The sequence below is a fragment of the Pseudomonas sp. genome (genome assembly GCF_049300855.1).
Lineage (GTDB): Bacteria > Pseudomonadota > Gammaproteobacteria > Pseudomonadales > Pseudomonadaceae > Aquipseudomonas.
Genome location: NZ_JBAQKH010000003.1, coordinates 1 through 25,633, shown reverse-complemented (window position 1 = coordinate 25,633; position 25,633 = coordinate 1). Strand labels below are relative to the sequence as shown.

Below are 25,633 nucleotides of genomic sequence, written 5' to 3'. Positions count from 1 at the left end.
GACCCTTGAGCCGCCTACCTCATTGCCGAGGGACGGCCCACGCTTACCTGAAAACGGAGATTGACCATGCAGTACCAACAACCGACTCACCTGCAAGCCGCGATCCTCGACTGGGCCGGCACCGTTGTCGATTTCGGCTCGTTTGCACCGACGCAGATTTTCGTCGAAGCCTTTGCCGAGTTTGGCGTCGCGGTGTCGCTGGAAGAAGCGCGCGGGCCGATGGGCATGGGCAAGTGGGATCACATCCGCACCCTGTGCAACCTGCCGCAGATTGCCGAGCGTTATCGTGCAGCGTTTGATCGCTTGCCAAGCGACGAGGACGTGACGGCGATCTACGAGCGCTTCATGCCGCTGCAGATCGAGAAAATCGCCCTGCATTCGGCGCTGATCCCCGGTGCGCTCGAGGCGATTGCCGCGTTGCGTGGCAAGGGTTTGAAAATCGGTTCGTGCTCCGGTTATCCGGCGGTGGTGATGGCCAAGGTTGTCGAACTGGCGCGGGAAAATGGCTACATCGCCGACCATGTCGTCGCCACTGATGAAGTGCCGAATGGCCGGCCGTATCCGGCGCAGGCGCTGGCCAACGTGATTGCCTTGGGCATCAGTGACGTGGCGGCGTGCGTCAAGGTCGATGACACCTGGCCGGGGATTCTCGAAGGGCGCGCGGCGGGCATGTGGACGGTGGCGTTGACCTGCTCCGGCAACGCACTGGGCCTGACCTATGAGCAATACAAGGCGTTACCGTCGGACCGACTGGCTGAGGAGCGCGCGCGGATCGGCAAGATGTTCGCCCCCTCGCGCCCGCACTACCTGATCGACACCATCGCCGAGCTGCCTGAAGTCATTGAAGACATCAACGCGCGCCTGGCCCGAGGCGAAACCCCGCAGTCCTGCTGATTGATCGTTCCCCCTCTGCGCTGATCGTTACCCCTCTGCGCTGATCGTTCCCACGCTCCGCGTGGGAATGCAGCCCGTGACGCTCCGCGTCACTGGACGCGGAGCGTCCCTAGAGGCATTCCCACGCAGAGCGTGGGAACGATCAGGGGCCAAATCGCAGGCAAAAAAAAGCTGCCAAAAATGGCAGCAAAAACTTTAAGAACACGCGATGTATTGGCCTAAGCATAGACGCCGGATAATGACAGTGTCATGACAGCCACACATTCATCGAACCGCCCCCACCCCGTCATCAGGGTGTCATCAAGATCACGGCAGAATCCTCGCAAACCGTCTTGAGCCTCGCGACGGAAGTTTTGCAGGGATTCCCATGAAAGAAGACGCCTCGCTGTTTGCCGCCATCGACCTGGGTTCGAATGCCTTTCGCCTGATGATCGGCCAGTCGGTGCGCAGCCGAAAGGGCTTGCAGATTCAGGAAGTGAAAACCTTGCGTGAACCGGTGCGCCTCGCTGAAGGTTTTGACGGCGGCACGCTCGACACGATGGCACTGGATCGCGGCTGGCAGGCGTTGGCGCGGTTCGGCAAGAAGCTGCGCGGTTTCGAAGCCGGCCGGGTTCGCGCGGTGGCGACCAGCGCGGTGCGTGAGGCGGACAATGCGCAACTGTTTCTCGCCAGCGCCGAACGGCATCTGGGCTTTCCCATCGACGTCATTTGCGGCCATGAAGAGGCGCGACTCGTCTACGCCGGCGTGACCCACGCCTTGCCGAGCGCCGAAGACATGCGCCTGGTGGTCGACATTGGCGGCGGCTCCACCGAGCTGATTCTCGGCCAGGGCGCGCAACCGTTGCTGACCGAAAGTATCGCCATTGGCAGCGGCACCCTCGGGGCCCGCTATTTTCCCGATGGGCGGATTTCTCCCGGCGCACTGCAAGAAGCCGAGCGCGTCGCCATCCTGCAATTTGAACACGTCGCCAAGCGCTATCGCGCGCAAGGCTGGCAGCAAACCATCGGTTCTTCCGGCACTGCGCGCATGCTCGCCAAAGTGCTCAAGGCCAATCGCCTCAACGACTTCGGCCAGGACGGCATCACCTACGGCGGGCTGCTGCGCCTGTCGTTGCTGTTGCTGAAGGTGAAGAACGTCCAGCAACTGAAACTGACCGGGCTGCAACCGCATCGCCAGAGCATTCTGCCCGGCGGGCTGGTGTTGATGCTGGCGGCGTTCAAGGTATTTGGTATTGCCCAGATGGAACCGTCCGAACCGGGCCTGCGCCTGGGCGTGTTGCACGGTTTGATGAGCAAGCACTGATCCTCACCACAGCAGATTCGTCTCCCCTTCAGCGGCTTGATCGACTACCATGCCGCCGCTGGTTCCCGAACGGGACTAACAGGGAATCCGAGGTGCTTGCACAGCATTGATCGGAACTGCCCCCGCAACTGTAGGTGCCGAGCCTGCTCCACGACTGCCACTGGGTGAACCCCGGGAAGGCCGGAGCCAAGGCGATGACGCATCAGTCAGGAGACCTGCCGGCACAGTGATTACTAACCGGCGGGGTGTCCGGGAAGGACATCGTGCCGTGCGCGTCTTCGTTGGCTGCCCGGCCTTGCGCTGTTTTCCTGACCGCGTTCGATGGTGTGTTTCCAGACCGTACTCTCCCGCTCCCCGTACGGTTCCTTCGGAGACTGCCCCATGCTGCTGCCCCGCATTGCTACCCTCATCACCGGCCTGAGCCTTGGCGCCATGGCGCAGGCGGCACCGACTGCCTACCCGCTGACGATCGAAAACTGCGGCAGCACCCTGACCTTCCAGCACGCCCCGACGCGCACCGTGACCATCGGCCAGGCGGGCACGGAAATGCTCTACGCCATGGGTCTGGGCGACAAAGTCGTCGGCACTTCGCTGTGGTTCAACAACGTGCTGGACAAATACAAGGCGCAGAACGACCAGATCGAACGCCTGGCCGATAACGAACCGAGTTTCGAATCGGTGATCGGCAAACGTCCGGAACTGGTCGCCGTGGAACTGGAATGGATGGTCGGCCCGCAAGGCGCGGTCGGCACCCGCGAGCAGTTTCATGAATTGAAGATTCCGACCTACCTGCTGCCCTCAGATTGCGAAGCCAAGGACAACCTCGTCGGCGCCGACGGTACGCGGCTGGCGCCGTTTCGCATCGACACCATCTACAAGAGCTTGAGCCAACTGGCGCAAATCTTCGATGTGCAGGCGCGTGGCCAGCAGCTCAACGACCAACTCAAGGCCAGCCTCGCCCATTCGATTGCCACCGCCCAAGGCAAAAAACTGAAGGACGCCAGTGCGCTGGTGTGGTTCTCCAGCGCGCAAATGGACATCGAGCCATTCGTGGCCGGGCACAAAGGCATTCCCGACTTCATGCTCAGCACCCTCGGCGTGCGCAACGTGGTGGAGTCCGATGAGGAGTGGCCAACCGTCGGCTGGGAAACCATCGCCAAGGCCAACCCGACCTTCCTCGTCATCGCACGGATGGACCGTCGGCGCTTCCCTGCCGACGACTATGAAAAGAAGCTCGCCTTCCTGCGCAGCGACCCGGTGACACGCAACATGGAGGCGGTGAAACACAACCGCATCATCATTCTCGACGCGATGGCCATGCAGGCCAGCCTGCGCATGTTTGATGGCATCGAGCAATTGGCCACGGCCATCAACGGCTATGACCTGTCGCAATGAATGCCAGCCTGATCCGCACGTTACTGGCCTTGGCGACCCTGTTGATTGCAGTGGTCGCTGGCGTGGCCATTGGTGAGACCTCGATTGAACCGGGCGTGGTCGTGCAGGTGCTGGCGAACAAATTGTGGGGCGCCGGGTACGCGCTGGACCCTATCGATGAAGGCATCGTCTGGAACTACCGCCTGACCCGCGCACTGGTCGCGGCCGCGTGCGGTGCCGGTCTGGCGACCTGCGGGGTGATTTTGCAGTCGCTGTTGCGCAACCCGTTGGCCGATCCGTATCTGCTGGGGATTTCTGCCGGGGCTTCGACCGGGGCGGTGATGGTGGCGTTGCTCGGGGTTGGCGCCGGGCTGGTGTCATTGTCCGTCGGCGCCTTCGCCGGCGCGGTCACGGCGTTCGTGCTGGTGATTGTGCTGGCGCGAGTCAGCGGCTCAGCGAGCGGCACCGGGCAGATCATTCTCGCCGGGATCGCCGGTTCGCAGCTGTTCAACGCGCTCACGGCGTTCTTGATTACCCGTTCGGCCAGCTCCGAACAGGCGCGCGGCATCATGTTCTGGCTGCTGGGCAATCTGGGTGGCGTGCGCTGGCCGTCGGTGTGGCTGGCGGTGCCGGTGGCCGTGCTCGGGTTGGTCGTGTGCCTGTGGCATCGGCGGGCGCTGGATGCGTTTACCTTTGGTGCGGACTCGGCGGCGTCCCTAGGCATTCCGGTGCGCCGGGTGCAGATTCTGCTGATCGGCTGCGCGGCGCTGGTGACGGCGGTGATGGTGTCGATCGTCGGCTCGATCGGCTTTGTCGGGCTGGTGATCCCCCATGCGGCGCGCCTGTTGCTCGGCACCGGGCATGCACGTTTGTTGCCGGCCAGTGCGTTGGGCGGCGCAGTGTTTTTGATCGCCGCCGATGTGTTGTCGCGCACCTTGATCAAGGGTCAGGTGATTCCGGTCGGGGTGATTACAGCATTGGTCGGTGCACCGGTGTTTGCCTTGATTCTGGTGGGTCGGAGATCGGCGCGATGAGCAGTGTTTTGAGTTGTTCTGGTCTGAGCTTCAGAGTGCGCGGCGCCGAGTTGCTCAGCGGTGTCAGCCTTGAAGTTCAGCGTGGCGAAACCCTGGGCATCGTCGGGCCGAACGGTTCAGGCAAGTCCACCCTGCTCAAACTGTTGGCCGGGTTGCGTGAACCGAGCGCTGGCGAGGTCCTGCTCGAAGGTCAGCGCTTGGGCAAAATGGCCCGGCGCAGCATTGCGCAAAAGCTTGCGGTGGTCGAACAACAAGCCGACACCGATGACGGCATTCGCGTGTTCGACGCAGTGGCGTTGGGGCGTACGCCGTGGCTGTCGGCGCTGCAACCGTGGTCGCAGGCGGACGACGCCATTGTTCAGCAGGCGTTGACCGACGTTGACGCAATGCACCTGCGCACGCGTCTGTGGCGCAGCCTGTCCGGCGGTGAACGGCAGCGGGTGCACATTGCTCGGGCATTGGCGCAGCGCCCGCAAATTCTACTGTTGGATGAGCCGGCCAATCACCTCGACATTCAGCATCAGCTGACCATTCTCAACGTCGTGCAGGCGTTGCCGGTGACCACGCTGATCGCGCTGCATGATCTCAATCAGGCGCTGAAGTGTGATCGTCTGGCGGTGCTGGAACGCGGGCGACTGGTGGCGCTGGGCGAACCGTTGGCGGTGCTGACACCGCAGCGGTTACAGGAGACGTTCGGGGTCAGGGCGCATTACCTGACGGACCCGTTCGATGGGGCGCAGATTCTTCGATTCCATTCATAAGGCTGTGCATGTGGGTGGTCTGCCACACCGGGTCAGCGTCGACATCGATGATCTCGAAGCCCTGCCGTTGCCAGAACGCGATGGCGCCCGGCAAGAATGGATGGGTGTGCAGGTAGATCACCTCGACTCCGCCGGCGAGTGCCAGGTCCCTGAGCGATCGGTACAACGCGCCGGCCAACCCGGATCGCCGCTGTGAAGGCACGACGAACAGGCGGACGATTTCCACCACTTTGAGGTGCGGATAGGGCAAGTGCGGGAAGCGCCGGTCATAGGCGAGATAGCCGATGGTGGCAACGATCTGCCCTTCATGGCGAGCAATCAGAAAGCGCCCTTCCCCACGCAGATAAACCTCGGTGAACCGCGCCAGATCGTCAGGCATGCCGGTCGCGCTGAGCTTGGGGAAAAGCTCGGCGCGGGCCTTTAAGACAAAACTCAGAATTTCAGGAATGTCGGCGTCGGACACGGTTTGGATAACGGGTTGATCACTCATGTAGCGGCAAATACCTGGAATGCGGCTGGGCACAGTAGCAACAACAGGTCCCGCGAAGCCATCCAATCGCCTGACTTACGCAAAACCCTGTGGGAGCGAGCTTGCTCCCACAGGGTCGGATGTCATACCGATTGAGCGTTACGCCAGCTCTTTACGCAGCTGTCGGGCGGCGGTGACCATGTGCACCAGCGCCGCTTCAGTCTCCGGCCAGCCACGGGTTTTCAGACCGCAATCCGGGTTGACCCACAGCCGCTCGGCCGGAATGCGCTTGGCCGCCTTGCGCAACAAATTGGCCATTTCCGCGGCCTCCGGCACCCGTGGCGAGTGGATGTCATAGACGCCGGGGCCGATTTCGTTGGGGTAAGCGAAGGCTTCGAACGCCTCCAGCAGTTCCATGTCCGAACGCGAGGTCTCGATAGTGATCACGTCGGCATCCATCGCCGCGATGGACTCAATCACATCGTTGAACTCGCTGTAGCACATGTGCGTATGGATCTGCGTTTCGTCGCGCACGCCGGAAGCACACAGCCGGAACACTTCTGTCGCCCAGTCCAGATAAGGCTGCCACTGTGCCTGACGCAACGGCAGACCTTCACGGAACGCCGCTTCGTCGATCTGCACGATCTTGATGCCGGCGGCCTCCAGATCGACCACTTCGTCGCGGATCGCCAGCGCCAGTTGCCGCGCCTGCACTTCACGGCTGACGTCTTCACGCGGGAACGACCACATCAGCATGGTTACCGGACCGGTCAGCATGCCTTTCATGACCTTGTCGGTCAGGCCTTGGGCATAGCGGATCCACTCCACGGTCATGGCTTGCGGGCGGCTGAGGTCGCCGAAGATCACCGCCGGTTTGACGCAGCGCGAACCGTAGCTCTGCACCCAGCCGAAGCGGGTGAACGCGTAGCCATCGAGTTGCTCGGCGAAGTATTCGACCATGTCGTTACGCTCGGCCTCACCGTGCACCAGCACATCAAGACCCAGACGCTCCTGGATTTCCACAGCATGACGAATCTCGCTGTACATCGCTTCGGTGTATTCGGCTTCGCTCAGCTTGCCTTGCTTGAATGACTGACGGGCGAGGCGGATCGACGCGGTTTGCGGAAACGAACCGATCGTCGTGGTCGGGAACAATGGCAGATCGAGTCCGGCGCGCTGCTTGGCGATGCGCTGGGCGAACAGTGATTGACGCTGGCTGTCCTTGGCCGTAATCGCCGCGACCCGCGCCTGAACCGCAGGTTTGTGAATGCGCGGCGAAGCAGCGCGAGCGGCCTGCACCGAACGGCTTTCGGTCAATGCTCGCAGCACTTTCGGCGCTTCCGGCTCATTGATGGCATGCGTCAGAACAGCCACTTCTTCACACTTCTGAACGGCAAAGGCCAGCCAGCTTTTCAGCTCGGCATCGAGCTTGTCTTCACGGCCCAGATCCACCGGGCTGTGCAGCAGCGAGCAGGACGGCGCGACCCACAAACGATCACCCAGACGCTCATGGGCATGCTGCAAGGTCGCCAGGGCATTTTCCAGATCGCAGCGCCAGACGTTACGGCCGTTGACCACGCCCAGGGACAACACTTTGTAGGCCGGCAGACGATCGAGAATGGTCGGGTATTGCTCCGGTGCGCGCACCAGATCAATGTGCAAACCGTCGACCGGCAGGTTGGCGGCCAGACCGAGGTTTTCTTCCAGACCACCGAAGTAAGTGGCGAGCAGTTTTTTCAGCGGATCACGCTGAATCTGGTTGTAGGCACGCTCGAACGCGTTCTTCCATTCCTGCGGCAGATCGAGCACCAGAATCGGCTCGTCGATCTGCACCCACTCGACGCCTTGGGCGGCGAGGCGAGCGAAGATTTGCCCGTACAGCGGCAGCAAACGATCAAGCAAATCCAGCTTGTCGAACTCGGCGCCTTTGGCCTTGCCCAGCCACAAATACGTCAGCGGGCCGATGATCACCGGTTTGACGTTATGGCCCAGAGCGCGGGCTTCTGCGACTTCCTCGAACAACTGCTCCCAACCCAACTGAAACTGCTGGTCGGCGCTGAATTCCGGGACCAGATAGTGGTAGTTGGTGTCGAACCACTTGGTCATTTCCTGAGCGTGCGCACCGCCGCAGCAACTGTCGCTGACACCCCGTGCCATGCGGAACAGGGTGTGCAGATTGGCTTTGCCATCGTGCGGACGGAAGCGCTCAGGGATCACGCCGAACATCAGCGAGTGCGTCAGGACCTGGTCGTACCAGGCGAAATCGCCGACCGGCAGCAACTCGATGCCGGCGTTTTTCTGCAGGTCCCAATGGGCCTTGCGCAGTTCACGACCGACGTCACGCAAGCCTGCCTCGTTCAGTTCTCCTTTCCAGAACGCCTCTTGCGCTTTCTTCAGTTCGCGGTCGCGACCGATGCGCGGAAATCCAAGGGAATGGGCCAGTGCCATAACAAACAACTCCAATGCTTTGCTGATGGCGGCCATTGTCGACAGCAAGCCTCAGTGAGACAAACTCATTTTAATATTGATGATCACAAGTATTGCTCATGATCAGATCATCACTTGCTGGCGCTTGAGAACACGCCTGCGTGGCGGACCGTCATCGATGCCACTGCGTTTTCGGAGCAGGATTTTCCTTCACAGATCAAGCGATTGATGGCAGTGACGACGCCCTTTGAATACTCAATGACGCGTCTATATAAACGCAGATAAACCGTGCCCTGCAGCCCTCTGATTTCGTTCTATCGTTAGATCGAACTGGCTGTATTTACGACCGACTAAAGGTTGCGACAGCCGATGTCTGAGCCTATGTTGCACGCGAGTCTTTTCCCCCGCGATTGGAACGCGATCAACACCATTAAGAGGTGAAGAAATGTCAAAGGAATCACGCCCTGCCGTACTTGGGCTGATCGGCAATACTCCGCTTGTGCAAGTCACCCGCTTTGATACCGGGCCGTGCACGCTGTTTCTCAAACTCGAATCGCAGAACCCCGGCGGTTCGATCAAGGACCGTATCGGTCTGGCGATGATCGACGCCGCCGAGCGTGATGGTCGTCTGCAACCCGGTGGCACCATCGTCGAAGCCACCGCCGGCAACACCGGCCTGGGCCTGGCACTGGTTGGCCGCGCCAAGGGCTATCGCGTGGTGCTTGTCGTGCCAGACAAAATGTCCACCGAGAAAGTCCTGCACTTGAAGGCCATGGGCGCCGAAGTGCACATCACCCGTTCCGATGTCGGCAAGGGTCATCCCGAGTATTACCAGGACGTCGCAGCGCGTTTGGCGAAAGACATTCCCGGTGCGTTTTTCGCCGACCAGTTCAACAACCCGGCCAACCCGCTGGCCCACGAATGCAGCACCGCACCGGAGATCTGGGCGCAGACTGAACACGATCTGGACGCGATCGTTGTCGGTGTCGGTTCGGCCGGCACGCTGACGGGCCTGAGCCGCTTCTTCAAACGCGTGCAGCCGGATCTGGAAATGGTCCTGGCCGACCCGGTCGGTTCGGTGATGGCGCAATACAGCCGCGACGGCTCCCTGCCGACGCCCGGTTCATGGGCGGTGGAAGGTATCGGCGAGGACTTCATTCCGTCGATTACCGACCTCTCCAGCGTGCGCCACGCCTATTCGATCAGCGATGAAGAAAGCTTCGATCACGCCCGCCAGTTGCTCAAGGCTGAAGGCATTCTCGGCGGCTCGTCGACCGGCACCCTGCTCGCGGCGGCGCTGCGGTATTGCCGCGAACAGACAGAGCCGAAACGCGTGGTGAGTTTCGTCTGCGACACCGGCACGCGCTATCTGTCGAAGGTCTACAACGATCAGTGGATGACCGATCAAGGCCTGTTGCAGCGCAAAGGCTATGGCGACCTGCGCGACCTGATCGCCCGCCGCTTCGAGGACGGCCGCGTGATCAGCGTCGGCCCCGACGACACCCTGCTGACCGCGTTCCAGCGCATGCGTCTGGCGGATGTCTCGCAATTGCCCGTGCTGGTGGAAGGCAAGCAACTGGTCGGCGTGATCGACGAATCGGACATCCTCCTGCCGGTGCACGAAGACGCCGCGCGCTTCAGCCAATCGGTGTCCAGCGTGATGACTGACAAACTGCAAACCCTCGCCCCAGGCGCCACTCTTTCCGAGCTGGAAGCGGTGCTCAGCCGTGGCCTCGTCGCCATCATTGCCGACGCCTCGGGCTTCCATGGCCTGATCACCCGCACCGACATGCTTAACCAATTACGGAGATCCCTCGCATGAGTCAGCACGACGATAAATCCCAAGGCTTCGCAACCCGGGTGATCCACGCCGGGCAGACGCCGGACCCGACCACCGGCGCGCTGATGCCGCCGATCTACGCCAACTCCACTTACCTGCAAGACAGCCCCGGCGTGCACAAGGGTTTCGACTACGGCCGCTCGCACAACCCGACGCGTTTTGCCCTGGAGCGTTGCGTGGCGGATCTTGAAGGCGGCACCCAGGCGTTCGCGTTCGCCTCCGGGCTGGCGACGATTTCCACGGTGCTCGAACTGATCGATGCCGGTTCGCACGTCATCTCCGGCAATGACTTGTACGGCGGCACGTTCCGCCTGTTCGACAAGGTCCGTCAGCGCAGTGCCGGACATCGTTTCAGCTACGTCGATCTGACTGACCTGGCGGCGTTCGAAGCGGCGCTGCAGGACGACACACGCCTGGTGATTGTCGAGTCACCGACCAACCCGCTGCTGAGCCTGTCGGACCTCGCCGCTATCGCCCGTATCTGCCGTGCACGCGGGATCATCAGCGTGGCCGACAACACCTTTGCCAGCCCGTATATCCAGCGGCCGCTGGAGCTGGGTTTCGACATCGTGCTGCACTCGACCACCAAATACCTGAACGGTCACTCCGACGTCATCGGCGGCATCGCCGTGGTCGGGCAGAACCAAGAACTGGCCGAGAAACTGGGCTTCTTGCAGAACGCGGTCGGTGCGATTGCCGGGCCGTTCGATGCGTTTCTGACCTTGCGTGGGGTGAAAACCCTGGCGCTGCGCATGGAGCGTCATTGCAGCAACGCGCTGGATCTGGCGCAGTGGCTGGAACAGCAGCCGCAGGTCAAACGCGTCTACTATCCGGGGCTGGCCTCGCACCCGCAGCATGAATTGGCCAAGCGCCAGATGCGTGGTTTTGGCGGGATGATTTCCGTGGACCTGAACAGCGATCTGGACGGTGCGCGACGCTTCCTCGAGAACGTGAAAATCTTCGCGTTGGCGGAAAGTCTCGGTGGCGTTGAAAGCCTGATCGAGCACCCGGCGATCATGACCCACGCGACCATTCCGGCTGATACCCGCGCGAAACTGGGGATTGGCGATGGTCTGGTGCGTCTGTCGGTGGGCGTCGAAGACGTCGAAGACCTGCGCGCCGATCTGGCGCAGGCGCTGCAATCGATCTGACCTTGCAGGAACGACAAAGCCCGCACGAAGCGGGCTTTGGTGTTCGAGCAGGCGGCCAGTGCTGGTCTCTGGCTTACAAGGTTTATCGGGCTTCCCACAGTACCGGGCCACATTGAAAAGGTACGGCCTCGGCTGCTTCACACGGCATAAGGGCTGGATCTCAGCGCGGAGATCTTTCTAACCGTGTACCTTTCGGAGCGCGCCCCACGCCCCCTTGCTATCCGATTGCGCATCAGTCTGCGTCTTCGCCTACATCTTTGAGCCTAGCAAAGGCTCGTCGACATGAATCAGTGTTTTTAGACTGATTCGAGCTTTGCCCGCATCGGGCAGGAAGCGAAGCGCCTAACGCCCGTCGATCCCCCCGCCGCACCGCCTCGCTATCGCGATCTATACTCAATCAGTTCGATCATGTTTCTGTCGACACCCGCACGCCTGACGGTGTGCCCGTGCCTTTCGCCAACCAGATTAACCCGAGCCAAATGAGTCGTAGCGCCGGCGAACACGCGGCGCTCGATGCCTTATCGCTTTGTGGCTGCTGGGTCGTGGAGAAAAACTATGAAACACAAGCTGTTGTCAGGCGTGCTTCTGGCGGTCGTGGCGTCCGTGGTGGTGCCCAATGTCTGGGCGGCGCAACCGCAGGCGCTGGCGTCCGATGGGTCGGATCATGTCGGTGCAGGCGCGGTGGCTTCTGATGGGGCTGATCATGTCGGTGCGGGCGCAGTCGCTGCTGATGGCGCCGATCATGTCGGTGCCGGTGCGGTGGCTTCTGATGGGGCTGATCGTGTCGGTGCGGGCGCGGTAGCTTCTGATGGTGCTGATCATGTTGGTGCTGGAGCGGTCGCGTCCGATGGTGCTGATCATGTCGGCGCAGGCGCGGTGGCTTCTGACGGTGCCGATCATGTCGGTGCAGGCGCGGTGGCTTCTGACGGTGCCGATCATGTCGGTGCGGGCGCGGTGGCTTCTGATGGGGCTGATCGTGTCGGTGCCGGTGCGGTGGCTTCTGATGGGGCTGATCATGTCGGTGCCGGTGCGGTGGCTTCTGATGGGGCTGATCATGTCGGTGCGGGCGCGGTGGCCTCAGATGGCGCCGATCGTACCGGCGTCAACCGGGTGGCCTATTCGCGCGTCGGCGTTGGCTCTGATCGTGTTGCCTCCGCGTTGATGACGGGCAGTTATTCCGACCAGTTCAACAGCCCGCAGTAATCTTCCCTCGGCCCAACGGGCGGCTCCGGCGAGCCGTCTGTTGCGCGCCGCACTAGCACATTTGTGCTAATCGACCGCCCTGTCCGCTGGCGGTATATTCCCCCGCAACCCCCGATGTTCCTCAACGTTGCCCGTTCGCAGCGTGCGGGATCGTTGTGCCTGGAAATCAGAACAACACCAAGGAAGACACACCATGAAACTCCACACAAACCTCTGCAAGATCGCCCTGGTCGGCGCTGTGCTGCTCGGCATGGCCGGCTGCCAGACCGTCAAACCCACTGAAGCGAGCATGAAAGAACGCGCGCAAACGGTGATCGGTAAACCGGTGTCGAAAATCGACAACATCCGCAACGACAGCACCCTCACCTACTACACCGCTTACACCCCGGTCGGGGAATACAACTGTGAATTGCCCAGTGGCGTAATCATCGCCGTGGCGAGCATGGGCATCATGTCGCCGCCGCTGTCATGCCTGCCGAAAGGCGCCTCGCCGATTCCGTTGCAGTAACTTCCCCGCCCGGTAAAGGACACCGTTTACTTATGAAAACCCTGATCGCAACACTCACCCTCAGCGCGCTGTTCCTCACTGGCTGCGCCACGCCGAAACAATGGGAAGCCACTGGCGGCAGCAAAAACGATGGCGTCGTCCAGGTCTCCTATGACCTGGGCCAATTCGAAAGCGGCCAGACCAGCGCCGAACAAGGCCTGACCGTCGCCGCACAACGCTGCAAGACCTGGGGCTACAAAAACGCCGAGGTTACCGGCTCCGAGAAAAACATCTGCCGCACCATGGGCCAATACAACTGCCTGCAAACCACCATCACCCAGGATTACCTGTGCAAGCGCTGATCTGAAAATGTGGGAGCCAGCCCGCTGGCCAAATCGCTAGCAGGATAGCTCCCACAGGGATCTTTGGTGTGTCCGCGATGATCATTCACGAAACGCTTTCAGCGGGTTCGGATTGCCGGTCGCGCAGGGCTCGCAAGGTTGCGCGCAGTTCGGCCGGGCGTACCGGTTTGGACAGAATGGCAATGTCGCGGTCGTGCAAGGCTGCCTGGATTTTCTCGACGTCGTGCCCGGTAATGATCATCGCCGGCACCGCCCAGCCTCTCTGCTTGCGCACATCGTCGATACATTCGACGCCGGTGGCATGGGTGCCGAGGTCATAATCGGCGACGATGATGTCGCAGTCGCTGACCAGGTCCTGAGCCGTCAACTCGGCCTGAACCACACAGCCCCAACGCTCCAGCAACGCTGAAGTCGCCAGCAGCACATTGCGGTCATCTTCCACCAGGCACACCTTCAGCCCGGTCAGCAAACCGACTTGGCGCGCCTCATTCCGATTAACCGTTAACGGCACTGGCGCGGCGATCGGCAATCCGTACAAAGTCACCGCCGTTCCGCGCCCAAGCCGTGAACGCAGAGTAACGCCGACACCAATCAACTCACCCAGACGCTTGACGATAGACAGCCCCAGCCCGACGCCTTCGACATCCTTGTCGCGCACTTGCCGCACCCGATAAAACTCCTCGAACACCTTGCCCAGATGCTCTTCGGCGATGCCGTTGCCACGGTCATAAATCACGATGGCCAGCCCTGCCCCGCGCCGGCGCACGCCGATCAATATCGGTCGATGTGCACCGTACTTGAAGCAGTTGGACAGCACGTTCTGCACCATGGTCGCCAGCAACGCCGGATCGGTCTGAACCCAGTACGGACAAGGACGCAAACGCAGCTCAACGCCGGCCCAGCGTGCGGCTTCGGCATTCTGGCGAATCAGCTCCGCCAGCCATTCGCCCAGGTTCACGCTTTGCAATTTCGGCAGCACACGACCGTTATCGAGGGTGTACAGGTCGAGAATCGAGCGGAACAGTTGAGAGACGTTGAGCAGCGAGCGGTCGATGTTGTCGACCAACCGCCGCTCTTCATCACCCAAGCGCGACTCACGCAGGCACGCGGTAAACAGGCCAATCGAATGAATCGGCTGACGCAGATCATGACTGGCCTGGGCAAGAAACCGCGACTTTTCCAGATTCGCCGCCACCGCTTCTTCGGAAGCCTTGCGCGTACGTTCCAGCAACAAGTGCGCATAAAACGGAATCACCGTGCTGGTGAGCATCAGCATCAACACCATGAACGGTTGCGCCTGCCACACCGGCGTCAGGCGATAAACACACAGCAATGCCAGCAACGCCAGCCCGGTGGCAATCGCCAGATAGCGCGAGCCGTAGCGCATGCCGTTACCAAGGTTGACCCAAATGATCACCGCATACAGCGGCAACGCCATCTCACCGCCCACCACCAGACCAAAGCAGGTGCCGGTGTAATCGTGGATCATGGCGAAAATCCGTCGCGCCGGGTAATGCCCCGGCCAGCGCGAAATCGCTTGGCGCAGGGCGATCGAGGCCAATAAAAACAGGATGATGTAGGTAATGATCGGCAGGTACGTATCGAAGCGCTGGCCCGGCAAAAAGCCCAGTATCAGCATATAAACCACGGCGATACTGGCGATGATAATGCGCAGATTGGCCTGGTCGAGTTCGGTGTTTTTCTCGAACTTCATGGTAAACGTCCTTGTGCGGCACTCGTCAGATTCAGCAGCAACCTACAGGCAACCCTCGCGCCCGATGCTAAGGTGCATGCCTTGAGTAATGTCTGATCCAGGGAGGGTCATGCCATGACATGCCGAATTATCATAGCCGACGATCACCCGTTGTTTCGCGAGGCGATGCTGCGCACGGTTCAACGGTTGTTGCCTGATGCAGCCCTTGAAGAGGCCGGTGACCTCGACGCCGTGCTGGCCCTGTTGCCCCTGGGCGACGAGCCGGACACGCTGATTCTTGATCTCAGATTTCCCGGACTGACCGGCGTCAGCCAACTCGCCGAGCTGCGTCGGCGCCTGCCGCGCACCACGTTGATCGTGGTGTCGATGGTCGATGATGAGTCGCTGATCAACGAAGTCATGGCCGTCGGGATCGACGGTTTCATCGGCAAGAACATCGCCCCCGATGAAATCGGTCAGGCGATTCTGGCGATTCGCCAAGGTGAAGTGCTGGTGAAGTTTGCACCGTCGGGCCTGTTGCCGCTGGAAACCAGCGCAGCCCTCACGCCGCGTCAACAAGAGGTGCTGCGCTTGATCGCGCAAGGCAAGACCAACAAGGAAATCGCCCGTGAACTGGATATTTCACCGTTCACGGTGCGCATTCATGTGTCGTCTTTATTACGCACGCTGAATGTACCCTCGCGGGCGGCTGCGGCGGTGAAATATTCAGGCCTGTGAGTGGCGCCTGCGGCAGCGCCGAAAGGGGTTCGCGTTATGGATCGACTTGCGCCATCAACTCCGGCACCGATTCCTGGCGTTTCGCATAACGCTGGGCCAGCACCGCGCAAACCATCAACTGGATCTGATGGAACAGCATCAACGGCAGAATCAACACGCCAATCGTGCTACCGGCAAACAACACCTGCGCCATCGGCACACCGGTGGCCAGGCTCTTTTTCGAGCCGCAGAACAGGATGGTGATGCGGTCTTCCTGGCTGAAGCCGAACGCCTTGCCGAGCAGTGTCGAGGCCAGCAACACCAGCGCCAGCAGGATGCAGCAGACCACCACCAATCCCAGCAGATCAACGACCGGAATCTGATGCCAGATACCTTCGTTGACCGCCTCGCTGAATGCGCCGTAGACGACCAGCAAAATCGAGCCCTGATCGACAAACTTCAGCCAGTTCTTGTTGCGCCCCACCCACGCACCGATCCAGCGCCGGGCGATCTGCCCGGCAATGAATGGCAGCAGCAGTTGCACGCTGATTTTCAGGATCGCATCGAGGGTTGAGCCGCCGTCACCGTGCACGTCGAGCAGCAACGTCACCAACAGCGGCGTGAGGAAAATCCCGAACAGGCTCGACGCCGCCGCGCTGCAAATCGCTGCCGGGATGTTGCCCCGTGCCAGAGAGGTGAAAGCGATAGCCGACTGCACTGTGGCCGGCAACGCGCACAGGTAGAGCATGCCCATGTACAACTTGTCGCCGATCAGCGGTGATAACAGCGGTTTGAGCGCCAGCCCGAGCAGCGGGAACAGCACAAATGTCAAGCCGAACACCAGCAAATGCAGGCGCCAGTGACCGGCACCGGCAATGATCGACTCGCGCGAGAGCTTGGCGCCATGCAGGAAAAACAACAGGGCGATGGCGAGGTTGGTCAGCCAGCCGAAACCGACGGCGACCTGGCCGCTGGCCGGCAGGAAACTGGCCAGCAGCACGACGCCAATCAGCGTCAGGGTGAAGTTGTCGGGCAAAAAACGTGGGCGGGTCATGGTCGGTTCATCCGGGGGTTGCCAGTGCGTGCTGACGACTCTAACGTGACTGCCAATTACCGACTAACGCCGAAGGGCCACAAGATGCCGCCTAAAGGACATGACAAGAGCGTGCGTCGCAGCATTCCCGGGCTGCCCAGCCTGCCGCGTCCACTCTATGGGCGCACCGAATCGCTGCCCAATCGCGCCCTGACCCGGCGCCATAGCCACCCGTGGGTGCAGTTGTCCTATGCGATTCAGGGTGTGCTGGAAATCCAGACCAGCGCCGGCCGCTTTGTCGCGCCGCCGGAGCGCGCCGTGTGGATCCCGGCGGGTGTGCCGCATCGCGTGTTCAGTTCGCCGCACACGGAAATGCGCAGCCTCTACATCGATTGCAGCGTCGCCGAATGGGCGCTCGAGCGCTGCCACGTGCTCGGCGTCAACGATCTGCTCAGGGAACTGATTCGCGCGTTCAGTGAGGTTCCGGTGGAATACGACCAGAGCGGCCCACACGGGCGCTTGGCTCAAGTCATCCTCGACCAATTGGCCGAGGCGCCGCAGATCGACCTGATGCTGCCGTTGCCGCAAGACGCCCGCTTGAAGCAGATCTATCAAAGCCTTGAACAACACCCGGAACAGCAGACCACGCTGAGCCATTGGAGCGAGAAGTTCGGCGTCACCGAAAAAACCCTCACGCGCCTGTTTCTGCGTGACACCGGCCTGACCTTCCGCGCCTGGCGTCAGCGCTTGCGCCTGCTCGGCGCGCTGACACCGCTGGAGAAAGGCGAACGCGTCACCGACGTCGCGCTGGCCTGCGGTTACGACTCGACGTCGGCGTTTATCGCGGCGTTTCGTCAGCAGTTTGGCGAAACGCCGGGGGAGTTTTTTCGCTGATCAGCGATCCGCCAGCTCTTCCAGCAAATCCGCTGACGGCACGAAATACAGGCCGCCGGTGACCGCTGTGCTGAAGTCCAGCAACTTGTCGTAGTTGCCCGGCGGCTTGCCGACAAACATGTTTTCAAGCATTTGCTCCATCGGCTCAGGCGAACGCGCATAGCCGATAAAGAACGTACCAAACTCCCCTGCCCCCGGCCGGCCGAACGGCATGTTGTCGCGGAGGATTTTCACTTCCTCGCCGGCTGCGTTAGTGATGGTGGTCAGCGCACTGTGCGAATTGCTCGGTTTGACCGCGTCATCCAGTTCGATATCGGACAGCTTGGTGCGACCGATGACGCGCTCCTGAGCTTCAACGCTCAAGCCGTTCCAGGCGGTCATGTTGTGCAGGTATTTCTGCACCAACACATAACTGCCGCCGCTGAAGTCCGGATCTTCGTCACCGACGATGGTGAAATTCACCGCTTTGCGCCCGACCGGGTTTTCCGTGCCGTCGACGAAACCGATGATGCTGCGCATGTCGAAATAGCGGAACCCCTGCACCTCATCGACCACGGTCACCGCATCGCCGAGGGCCGCCATGATTTGCGTAGCCAGCTCAAAACACAGGTCCATTTGATCGGCGCGAATGTGCAGTAAAAGGTCACCCGGGGTGGCCGGAGCGTGCCGCCCTTCCCCGCCAAACTCGCGAAAACCGTGCAGCGACGCCGGGCGCGGACTGCCGAACAGGCGATCCCAGGCGTCCGAGGAAAAGCCGCAGATGCACGTCAGATTGCCTGTCGGTACGCGTTTGCCCACCGACCGTACCAACCCGGCGACATCGCCGCACCAGTCTTTGACGGTTTGCGTGGCTTCAGCCCCGGCATTCAGCGTCGCGACAATGAAAATTGCGCTGCTGGTGATCGGACTGCACACCGCTTGAGGTTCGAGAATGTCGGTATTCATCGCTGAAAACATTGCTCCGTAAAAAGTGCCCGAGCTGTTAACGAGGGCTGATACTTCGTTTTTAACGAACTGTTGCGCAGAAATAAACGATTTTTCTTTGGCGCAAACTCGTCGCTAGCATGGCCTCGTCTGACCCCAATCCAAGAATAGACAGGGAGCGTGACATGCCAGCCACCAACATCAATATCGGCGAACCGTGGATGTGGGCCGCCTTCATCGTTTTCGTGCTTGCCATGCTGGCATTGGACCTGTTTGTCTTCGGCGGGCGCAAGGCGCATCGGGTCTCAGTGCGTGAAGCCTTGTCCTGGGTCATTGCCTGGTGTTTGTTGGCGCTGAGTTTTGCGGCGCTGCTCTGGTGGTATCTGCACGGCGCGTTTGGCGCTGAAATCGCCCGACAAAAAACCCTCGAATTCCTCACCGGTTATCTGATCGAGCAGTCGCTGTCGATCGACAACATGTTCGTCTTCGTGATGATTTTCAGCTACTTCGCGGTGCCGCCGGAGCTGCAGCGGCGGGTGCTGCTGTACGGCGTGCTCGGCGCGATCGTGATGCGCGCGGTGATGATTTTTGCCGGTGTGTGGCTGGTGTCGCAGTTCGAATGGCTGCTGTATGCGTTCGGCGTGTTCCTGATCATCACCGGAATCAAGATGCTGGTGTTTGCCGAGCATCAGCCGGACCTGGACAAGAATCCGCTGCTGCGCTGGGTGCGTGGGCATATGCGCATCACCAGCGGCTTTCATGGCGAACGGTTTTTCATCCTGCAGAACGGCGTGCGCTGGGCCACGCCGATGTTTCTGGTGCTGGTGCTGATCGAGGCCAGTGACCTGATGTTCGCGGTCGACAGCATCCCGGCGATCTTTGCCGTGACGACTGACCCGTTCATTGTCTTCACTTCGAACATCTTCGCGATCATGGGCTTGCGGGCGCTGTACTTCCTGCTGGCGGACATGGCAAACCGCTTTCATCTGCTCAAGTATGGTTTGGCGATTGTGCTGGTGTTTATCGGCGGCAAGATGGTGTTGATGCCGTGGCTGCACATGCCGGTGGAGTGGTCGCTGGCGGTGGTGGGTGGGGTGATTCTGGGGTCGGTGCTGCTGAGTTTGGTGATGACTAGAGAAAGCGAACGCAGCACGGAATGACACACCACCAAAACCTGTGGGAGCGAGCTTGCTCGCGAAAGCGGTGTGTCATTCAACGATGATGCTGGATGATCCGACGCCTTCGCGAGCAAGCTCGCTCCCACAGGGATTTCATTTAACCGATAGTTATTTATCGGACTTGATGCTGGTCCATACGCGAGTACGTACGCGCTCAAGTTTCTGCGGCAACGGCTGCACCACGTAGAGGTTTTTCAGCGCTTGCGGGGTCGGGGTCAGGTTCGGGTTGTCGGTGATTTCCTTGTTGATCAGCGGGATCGAGTCCTTGTTGGCGTTCGGGTAGCCAAGGAAATCGCTGATCGGCGCAATCACTTTCGGGTCGAGCAAGGTGTTGAGGAACTCGTGGGCCTCGGCGACGTTTTTCGCGCTCTTGGGAATCGCGAAGGTGTCGAACCAGATCGGCGCGCCTTCCTTGGGCAGACGCCAGTCGACCACTACGCCGTTTTTCGCCTCTTTGGCGCGGTTGCCGAACTGATAGAAGCTGCCGGAGTAACCGATGGCCACGCAGATGTCGCCGTTGGCGATGTCGGTCATGTATTTGGCCGAGTTGAAGTAGGTCACGTACGGACGCACCTTGAGCATCAGCTCCTTGGCTTTTTCATAGTCGGCGGGGTTCTGGCTGTTCGGGTCGAGGCCCAGATAATGCAGAGCCAACGGGAGGATTTCCGTCGGCGAATCGAGCATCGCCACGCCGCAGGATTTGAGTTTTTCCATGTTCTCCGGTTTGAACACCAGATCCCAGCTGTCCACCGGCGCGTTGTCGCCCAGTGCCGCTTTGACCTTGGCCGGGTTGAAGCCAATCAGCACGGTGCCGACCATATAAGGCACGCCGTACTGGTTGCCCGGATCGTTCTTGCCCAGCAGTTTCAACAGCTCCGGATCCTGATGGCTCCAGTTCGGCAGTTTCGATTTGTCGAGTTTCTGGAACACGCCGGCCTTGATCTGCGTTTCAAGGAACTGGTTCGACGGCACGACGAGGTCGTAACCGGAGTTGCCGGTGAGCAGTTTGGCCTCCAGGGATTCGTTGGTGTCGAAGGTGTCCCAGGTCACTTTGATGCCGCTTTTCGCAGCGAAATCCTTGGGCACCGAGGGCAGGATGTAATCCGCCCAGTTGTACACCCGCAGTTCGCGCTGCTCGGCCTGGACCGCGCTGGCCAACAGCGTCAGCCCACACACGGTGGCACCCAGAATGCGTTTCATCGTGACCATGGTTGTTTCCCCAAAATGCGGCGTGAGTTCGATGGTTTTTATGTTCTGTACACGGCAGCGGCTTGAAAGGTAGCCAAGGGCAAAGAAGTCCAGCGATTAATTGTGGTTTTGATTCTTGCTGACAGCGTCGCCCGAGCACAGTGGGTGATCGGCCAAAAGGGGATCGATATGGCCAATTTGAATGACCGTCAGAATGCGTAAACGACAATGCCCGGCACTTGGCCGGGCATTGTCGAGTAACGGATCAGCTCAGTCGGTGTAACCCAATCTCGCCGCCCTGCTCTGCTGTGTCTGGCCGCGGGTCGCCAGGCAGTAATACAACGGCACGGTGACCACCAGGCCGACCAGCCAGGACAGATCCGCACCGTCGACCAGATTGGCGTAAGGCCCGACGTACAGCGACGTATTGGCGAACGGCAACTGCACGATGATGCCGATGAAGTAGGCAATGATCGCGTGCAGGTTGAAACGCCCATAAACCCCGCCATCAGCGCGGAAAATCGATGTGATGTCGTAGTTGCCGCGCTTGATCAGGTAGAAGTCGATGAGGTTGATCGACGCCCACGGCACCAGCACCAGCAGCAGCGCCAGAATCAGGCCGATAAACTGGGAAATGAAATCCGCCGACGCACCGAGCGCCACCACGCAGCAACCGGCCAACACCACACTCGACAACACCACGCGCACTTTGATGCTCGGCGTCCATTGACTGGCGAAAGTCTGGATCGAGGTGATGATCGACAGCACCGCGCCATACAGATTGAGGGCGTTGTGGCTGATGATATTCAGCAGGAACAGCACCATCAGGATAGGCCCGAGCCACCCGGTGGACTGCTTGACCGCCGCCATCGCTTCGGTACCTTCCGGAGTCGCCAGCACGGCCACCGCGCCGAAACTGAACGACAGAATCGTGCCCAGCGTCGCACCCAGATAGGTCGCCCAGAACGGTTTGGCGATACCAATGTCGGCCGGCAGGTAACGCGAATAGTCAGAGACGTACGGCGAGAAGCTGATCTGCCAGATAATCCCCAGCGATACTGTCGCCAGCCAGCCGGACAAGTTAAAACTGCCGCGCGTGAGAAAGTCCGCCGGCAAGTCATGGGCGAAGATATAGATGAACCCGGCGAGCAACGCGCTGCCCATCACCCAGGTACCGATGCGGTTCAGCGTGTGAATGAAGTTGTAGCCGATCACGCCAATCGCCGTGGCCGCCAGCGCGCCGATCAGGATGCTCATCGGCGCCGGCACCGACGGCGCGATGCCGACGATGGATTTACCCGCCAACACAATGTTGGAAATGAAGAAACCGATATAGATGATCGCCGCAAAAAACACGATCAACAGCGCGCCATAACGACCGAACTGGCCGCGGCTCTGGACCATTTGCGGAATGCCCATGCGCGGGCCCTGAGCCGACGCCAAGGCAATCACCACGCCGCCGATCAGGTGCCCCAGCGCAATCGCCAGCAACCCCCAGAGCAAATCGAGATGGAACACCTGAACCACCATGGCGCCGGTGACGATGGGCAGTGGCGCAATGTTGGTGCTGAACCACAGGGTGAAAAGGTCGCGGGCCTTCCCGTGGCGTTCCGCGAGTGGGACGTAGTCGACCGTGTGATTCTCGATCAACGGATCTTGCCGGGACATCTGGGACATATGCATGAACTCGAGTTGGTCTGTTCTTATCGTTGTTTGAAGCCAAACCGGGGGAGCTCTTTGGCCGCCCCTCAGATGCAGACCATATTATGGTATTCCAAACAATTCACAAGACTGATCCGTAGTTTACGACGCCAGCTGATACGCCATCCTCGCTGAAACCGTGGCCTGTAGACCAGCCGAAAGCCCCGTAAACGCTGAGTTTCCGACGAACGCGGCACGTTTATCGGTTCAGCTGAAAAGCCCTTGCAAAGATCGAATACTGGTATACCATCAGACCAACAAACACATAAAAACAGCGTCACAACACCCGAGGACCGACCAATGATCGATGCCGCCATCTACAAACAAGTCATGGGCTCGTTCCCGTCCGGCGTAACCGTCATCACCACGCTGGACGATGACGGCCAGATCGTCGGCCTGACCGCCAGCGCCTTCAGCTCGCTGTCGATGGACCCGGCGCTGGTGCTGTTCTGCCCCAACTACAGCTCCGATTCCTACCCGGTGCTGATCAAAAACAAACGCTTCGCGATCCACGTTCTGTCCGGCGGCCAGCAAAGCGAAGCCTACGCTTTCGCCCGCAAAGGCAAGGACAAGGCCCAAGGCATCGAGTGGACCTTGAGCGAACTGGGTAACCCGATCCTCGCCAACGCGACAGCTATCATCGAGTGTGAACTGTGGCGCGAATATGAAGGCGGCGACCACGCCATCATGGTCGGCGCGGTGAAAAACCTGATCGTCCCCGAGCAAATCGCCGGGCCGCTGGTGTATTGCCACGGCAAGATGGGCGCCCTGCCCGTCCTGGCCTGATCGTCAGCCCTGCACAAATCAACTGTGGGAGCGAGCTTGCTCGCGAAGGCGCCTTGTCAGTCGCCATAGATGCTGGCTGTTACACAGCCTTCGCGAGCAAGCCCGCTCCCACATGTAGCCTCAACAACAAAAGATCCGAGGAAGCGTCATGAAATTTTCCCTGTTCATCCACATGGAACGCTGGGACGAAAGCGTCAGCCACCGCCAACTGTTCGAAGACCTCACCGAACTGACCCTGATGGCCGAGGCCGGTGGTTTCAGCACCGTGTGGATCGGCGAACACCACGCGATGGAATACACCATCTCGCCGAGCCCGATGCCATTGCTCGCCTACCTCGCCGCCAAAACCACCACCATCCACCTCGGCGCCGGCACCATCATCGCGCCGTTCTGGCACCCGTTGCGCGTCGCCGGTGAATGCGCGTTGCTCGACGTCATCAGCAACGGCCGCATGGAAGTCGGCCTGGCCCGTGGCGCTTATCAGGTTGAATTCGATCGCATGGCCGGCGGCATGCCTGCCTCATCTGGCGGCCAGGCATTGCGCGAAATGGTCCCGGTGGTCCGCGCCCTGTGGCAAGGCGACTACGCCCACGACGGCGACATCTGGAAATTCCCCACCTCCACCAGCGTGCCGAAGCCGATCCAGAAGCCGAACCCACCGATGTGGATCGCCGCCCGCGACCCGGACTCGCACAACTTCGCCGTGGCCAATGGCTGCAACGTGATGGTCACGCCGCTGATGAAGGGCGACGAAGAAGTCCTCGACCTGAAGAACAAGTTCCAGACCGCGCTGGACAACAATCCAGACGTACCGCGCCCGCAATTGATGGTGCTGCGCCATACCCACGTGCACACCGCTGACGATCCGGATGGCTGGAAAGTCGGCGCGAAAGCCATCTCACGCTTCTATCGCACCTTCGATGCGTGGTTTGGCAACAAGCAGACCCCGGTCAATGGTTTCCTTGCGCCAAGCCCGGAAGAGAAGTTTACCGGGCGCCCTGAGTTTGAGCTGGAGAGTTTGCACAAAACGGCGATGATCGGTACGCCGGAAGAGATCATTCCACGGATCAAGTACTACCAGGAACTGGGGGTGGATGAGTTCAGTTTCTGGTGTGACAACAGCTTGCCGCATGAGGAGAAGAAGAAGTCGCTGGAGCTGTTTATCAAGCATGTGGTGCCGGCGTTTCGGTAAACACTTTGCAGGTTCAGCCCGGTAAATGAAAACGCCCCGATAGAGTTCGGGGCGTTTTAGTTTTACGTGGGCTCATCGTCCCAGAAATTTCCGGCGGGTGCGTATTGTCCATCTCGAAATACAGTGCACCAACCAAAGCTTCGATAGAACATTTCAAGATCAATGATCTGGTAAAGGCCTTCGCTAATTTTACTTAAGGTAATCAGACTGTTCGCATAGTGGGTGTATTGACCACCCGCCCCGGCGATTGCCCGTCGCTCCAGCTCCTCACGATTCCAGCCCGATACGATCCCGGATGATTCGGGGACTGTATCCGAGAAGGAAATCTCGAACTGCGTTGAGACCTTGCAAAGGCAGGGAATCCGTTGCTGCCTGAGCAAGTCATCAGAGATGAGGTTGTCAGGGAAATGAATGTTCAATTTCAAATGGCTCAGGCTCCGATAAAACTGGTAAAACTGGGAAAGACCGTCAGTCCCCATTTATTCCACGATTATTCAAATTCGATGGAGTCGAGAATTGTTTGCAGTTTGACGGGATCAGCTGCACCACCAAAATAGTATTCATTCCCGCCCAAATCCTTCAAATCGTCCGGGGTTCCCTTCCAGTAGAGGACGAAGAATTTTTCATCCAGCAAATCTTCCATAGCCCCTCCGTCCTGAAATGACGACACCCGAATGTAGGGTCCATAAATATTGTCAATGCACACCACAACCCGCTTTCCAGTTACTGAATCAATCATAGTTTCAATCCCACTTTATACTGTTGAACCAGTCGAGGTCCTCCTTGGTTGGCGTAAAACTGGGACAGCCCCTGAGGGATCCCCACAAATCTACTCCAGGCTCTGCGCCTGATGATGCACCTCATCACGCAGAGCTTTCTCCAATGTTTCCCAGTCTCCGCTGCCTCCGAACTCTATGCATCTACACCAATACTCCAGGCCCAGTCGCCACAATGAGAGCACTCGTCGTTCTCTGAGACTGTTGCTTTGATAGCGCCGCTCAAGGTTACTTTTTCGAGCCTGA

The 25,633-nt window shown here is 60.1% G+C and carries 25 protein-coding genes and 1 riboswitch; of the genes, 16 read left to right on the top strand and 9 right to left on the bottom strand.

All coding sequences use genetic code 11. The features are described 5' to 3' along the window. The first annotated feature begins 66 nt into the window (after positions 1-66). The 5 genes from phnX (at position 67) to WA225_RS00860 (ending at position 5,366) form a co-directional block, all read left to right on the top strand. Positions 67-894 carry a phosphonoacetaldehyde hydrolase gene (phnX, locus tag WA225_RS00880; protein ID WP_422606516.1) on the top strand — a complete coding sequence of 276 codons (828 nt, stop codon included), beginning with the start codon at positions 67-69 and terminating at the stop codon, positions 892-894. Between the two features lie 367 nt (positions 895-1,261). Next, positions 1,262-2,197 carry a Ppx/GppA family phosphatase gene (locus WA225_RS00875; protein ID WP_422606515.1) on the top strand — a complete coding sequence of 312 codons (936 nt, stop codon included), beginning with the start codon at positions 1,262-1,264 and terminating at the stop codon, positions 2,195-2,197. Positions 2,198-2,239: 42 nt separating this feature from the next. Further along, a riboswitch (cobalamin riboswitch) is annotated at positions 2,240-2,434 on the top strand. A gap of 144 nt (positions 2,435-2,578) precedes the next feature. After that, positions 2,579-3,592 (top strand): ABC transporter substrate-binding protein, encoded by a 1,014-nt coding sequence (locus tag WA225_RS00870; RefSeq protein WP_422606514.1) that lies wholly within the window; start codon positions 2,579-2,581, stop codon positions 3,590-3,592. A gap of 8 nt (positions 3,593-3,600) precedes the next feature. Beyond that, positions 3,601-4,605: a FecCD family ABC transporter permease gene (locus WA225_RS00865; RefSeq protein ID WP_172828195.1), complete on the top strand. Its 1,005-nt coding sequence runs from the start codon at positions 3,601-3,603 to the stop codon at positions 4,603-4,605. Continuing rightward, positions 4,602-5,366: an ABC transporter ATP-binding protein gene (locus tag WA225_RS00860; protein ID WP_422606513.1), complete on the top strand. Its 765-nt coding sequence runs from the start codon at positions 4,602-4,604 to the stop codon at positions 5,364-5,366. Before WA225_RS00865 ends, WA225_RS00860 begins: the two co-directional genes overlap by 4 nt. On the opposite strand, the gene WA225_RS00855 is transcribed toward WA225_RS00860, so the two are convergent. Beyond that, positions 5,305-5,856, bottom strand: a complete 552-nt coding sequence (locus tag WA225_RS00855) for a GNAT family N-acetyltransferase (protein ID WP_422606512.1) — start codon at positions 5,854-5,856, stop codon at positions 5,305-5,307. The two genes, WA225_RS00860 and WA225_RS00855, sit on opposite strands and share 62 nt — an antisense overlap. A gap of 138 nt (positions 5,857-5,994) precedes the next feature. Next, positions 5,995-8,283, bottom strand: a complete 2,289-nt coding sequence (gene metE / locus WA225_RS00850; protein ID WP_422606511.1) for a 5-methyltetrahydropteroyltriglutamate--homocysteine S-methyltransferase — start codon at positions 8,281-8,283, stop codon at positions 5,995-5,997. 424 nt (positions 8,284-8,707) lie between these two features. Between metE and WA225_RS00845 the strand changes: the two genes are divergently transcribed. From WA225_RS00845 to yecR, 6 genes are all read left to right on the top strand, one after another. Further along, positions 8,708-10,084: a pyridoxal-phosphate dependent enzyme gene (locus tag WA225_RS00845; RefSeq protein WP_422606510.1), complete on the top strand. Its 1,377-nt coding sequence runs from the start codon at positions 8,708-8,710 to the stop codon at positions 10,082-10,084. Beyond that, positions 10,081-11,253, top strand: coding sequence for a cystathionine gamma-synthase (locus tag WA225_RS00840; RefSeq protein ID WP_007918059.1), 1,173 nt, complete (start codon positions 10,081-10,083; stop codon positions 11,251-11,253). Before WA225_RS00845 ends, WA225_RS00840 begins: the two co-directional genes overlap by 4 nt. A 664-nt stretch (positions 11,254-11,917) precedes the next feature. Further along, the gene (locus tag WA225_RS00835) at positions 11,918-12,055 is read left to right on the top strand and encodes a hypothetical protein (protein WP_422606509.1); all 138 of its coding nucleotides are present in this window, start codon (positions 11,918-11,920) and stop codon (positions 12,053-12,055) included. A gap of 6 nt (positions 12,056-12,061) precedes the next feature. Further along, the gene (locus WA225_RS00830; protein ID WP_422606508.1) at positions 12,062-12,415 is read left to right on the top strand and encodes a hypothetical protein; all 354 of its coding nucleotides are present in this window, start codon (positions 12,062-12,064) and stop codon (positions 12,413-12,415) included. Between the two features lie 234 nt (positions 12,416-12,649). Beyond that, on the top strand, positions 12,650-12,964 hold the full coding sequence (locus tag WA225_RS00825; RefSeq protein WP_422606507.1) for a hypothetical protein: 315 nt from the start codon (positions 12,650-12,652) through the stop codon (positions 12,962-12,964). A gap of 32 nt (positions 12,965-12,996) precedes the next feature. Beyond that, positions 12,997-13,305 (top strand): YecR family lipoprotein, encoded by a 309-nt coding sequence (gene yecR / locus WA225_RS00820; protein ID WP_422606506.1) that lies wholly within the window; start codon positions 12,997-12,999, stop codon positions 13,303-13,305. 85 nt (positions 13,306-13,390) lie between these two features. Here the strand turns inward: yecR and WA225_RS00815 are convergent, their stop codons facing one another. Then, a complete protein-coding gene (locus tag WA225_RS00815; protein WP_422606505.1) occupies positions 13,391-15,019 on the bottom strand; it encodes a hybrid sensor histidine kinase/response regulator in 1,629 nt (542 codons plus the stop codon). A gap of 114 nt (positions 15,020-15,133) precedes the next feature. Between WA225_RS00815 and WA225_RS00810 the strand changes: the two genes are divergently transcribed. Next, complete coding sequence (locus tag WA225_RS00810; RefSeq protein WP_422606504.1) at positions 15,134-15,736, top strand: LuxR C-terminal-related transcriptional regulator; 603 nt, start codon at positions 15,134-15,136, stop codon at positions 15,734-15,736. A 34-nt stretch (positions 15,737-15,770) separates the two neighbouring features. Here WA225_RS00810 and WA225_RS00805 read toward each other — a convergent pair whose 3' ends face one another. Beyond that, positions 15,771-16,769: a bile acid:sodium symporter family protein gene (locus WA225_RS00805; RefSeq protein WP_422606503.1), complete on the bottom strand. Its 999-nt coding sequence runs from the start codon at positions 16,767-16,769 to the stop codon at positions 15,771-15,773. 84 nt (positions 16,770-16,853) lie between these two features. On the opposite strand from WA225_RS00805, the gene WA225_RS00800 reads away from it, so the two are divergent. Further along, entirely contained in the window at positions 16,854-17,642 is a 789-nt protein-coding gene (locus WA225_RS00800; RefSeq protein ID WP_422606502.1) for an AraC family transcriptional regulator, read from the top strand. Here WA225_RS00800 and WA225_RS00795 read toward each other — a convergent pair whose 3' ends face one another. Beyond that, complete coding sequence (locus WA225_RS00795) at positions 17,643-18,587, bottom strand: Dyp-type peroxidase (protein ID WP_422606501.1); 945 nt, start codon at positions 18,585-18,587, stop codon at positions 17,643-17,645. It lies immediately after the preceding gene. Positions 18,588-18,751: 164 nt separating this feature from the next. Here WA225_RS00795 and WA225_RS00790 point away from each other — a divergent pair, with 164 nt between their 5' ends. Then, positions 18,752-19,726 carry a TerC family protein gene (locus WA225_RS00790; protein WP_422606500.1) on the top strand — a complete coding sequence of 325 codons (975 nt, stop codon included), beginning with the start codon at positions 18,752-18,754 and terminating at the stop codon, positions 19,724-19,726. Between the two features lie 126 nt (positions 19,727-19,852). Here WA225_RS00790 and WA225_RS00785 read toward each other — a convergent pair whose 3' ends face one another. Both WA225_RS00785 and WA225_RS00780 read right to left on the bottom strand, forming a co-directional pair. After that, positions 19,853-20,953 (bottom strand): polyamine ABC transporter substrate-binding protein, encoded by a 1,101-nt coding sequence (locus WA225_RS00785; protein ID WP_422606499.1) that lies wholly within the window; start codon positions 20,951-20,953, stop codon positions 19,853-19,855. Positions 20,954-21,202: 249 nt separating this feature from the next. Then, positions 21,203-22,609 carry a purine-cytosine permease family protein gene (locus WA225_RS00780; protein ID WP_422606498.1) on the bottom strand — a complete coding sequence of 469 codons (1,407 nt, stop codon included), beginning with the start codon at positions 22,607-22,609 and terminating at the stop codon, positions 21,203-21,205. Between the two features lie 324 nt (positions 22,610-22,933). Between WA225_RS00780 and WA225_RS00775 the strand changes: the two genes are divergently transcribed. Then, positions 22,934-23,419 carry a flavin reductase family protein gene (locus WA225_RS00775; RefSeq protein ID WP_016987069.1) on the top strand — a complete coding sequence of 162 codons (486 nt, stop codon included), beginning with the start codon at positions 22,934-22,936 and terminating at the stop codon, positions 23,417-23,419. 148 nt (positions 23,420-23,567) lie between these two features. Continuing rightward, the gene (locus WA225_RS00770; protein ID WP_422606497.1) at positions 23,568-24,611 is read left to right on the top strand and encodes an LLM class flavin-dependent oxidoreductase; all 1,044 of its coding nucleotides are present in this window, start codon (positions 23,568-23,570) and stop codon (positions 24,609-24,611) included. Positions 24,612-24,673: 62 nt separating this feature from the next. On the opposite strand, the gene WA225_RS00765 is transcribed toward WA225_RS00770, so the two are convergent. Then, positions 24,674-25,036 carry a hypothetical protein gene (locus WA225_RS00765; RefSeq protein ID WP_422606496.1) on the bottom strand — a complete coding sequence of 121 codons (363 nt, stop codon included), beginning with the start codon at positions 25,034-25,036 and terminating at the stop codon, positions 24,674-24,676. Between the two features lie 65 nt (positions 25,037-25,101). Further along, entirely contained in the window at positions 25,102-25,350 is a 249-nt protein-coding gene (locus WA225_RS00760; RefSeq protein WP_277761771.1) for a hypothetical protein, read from the bottom strand. Positions 25,351-25,633: the final 283 nt, after the last annotated feature.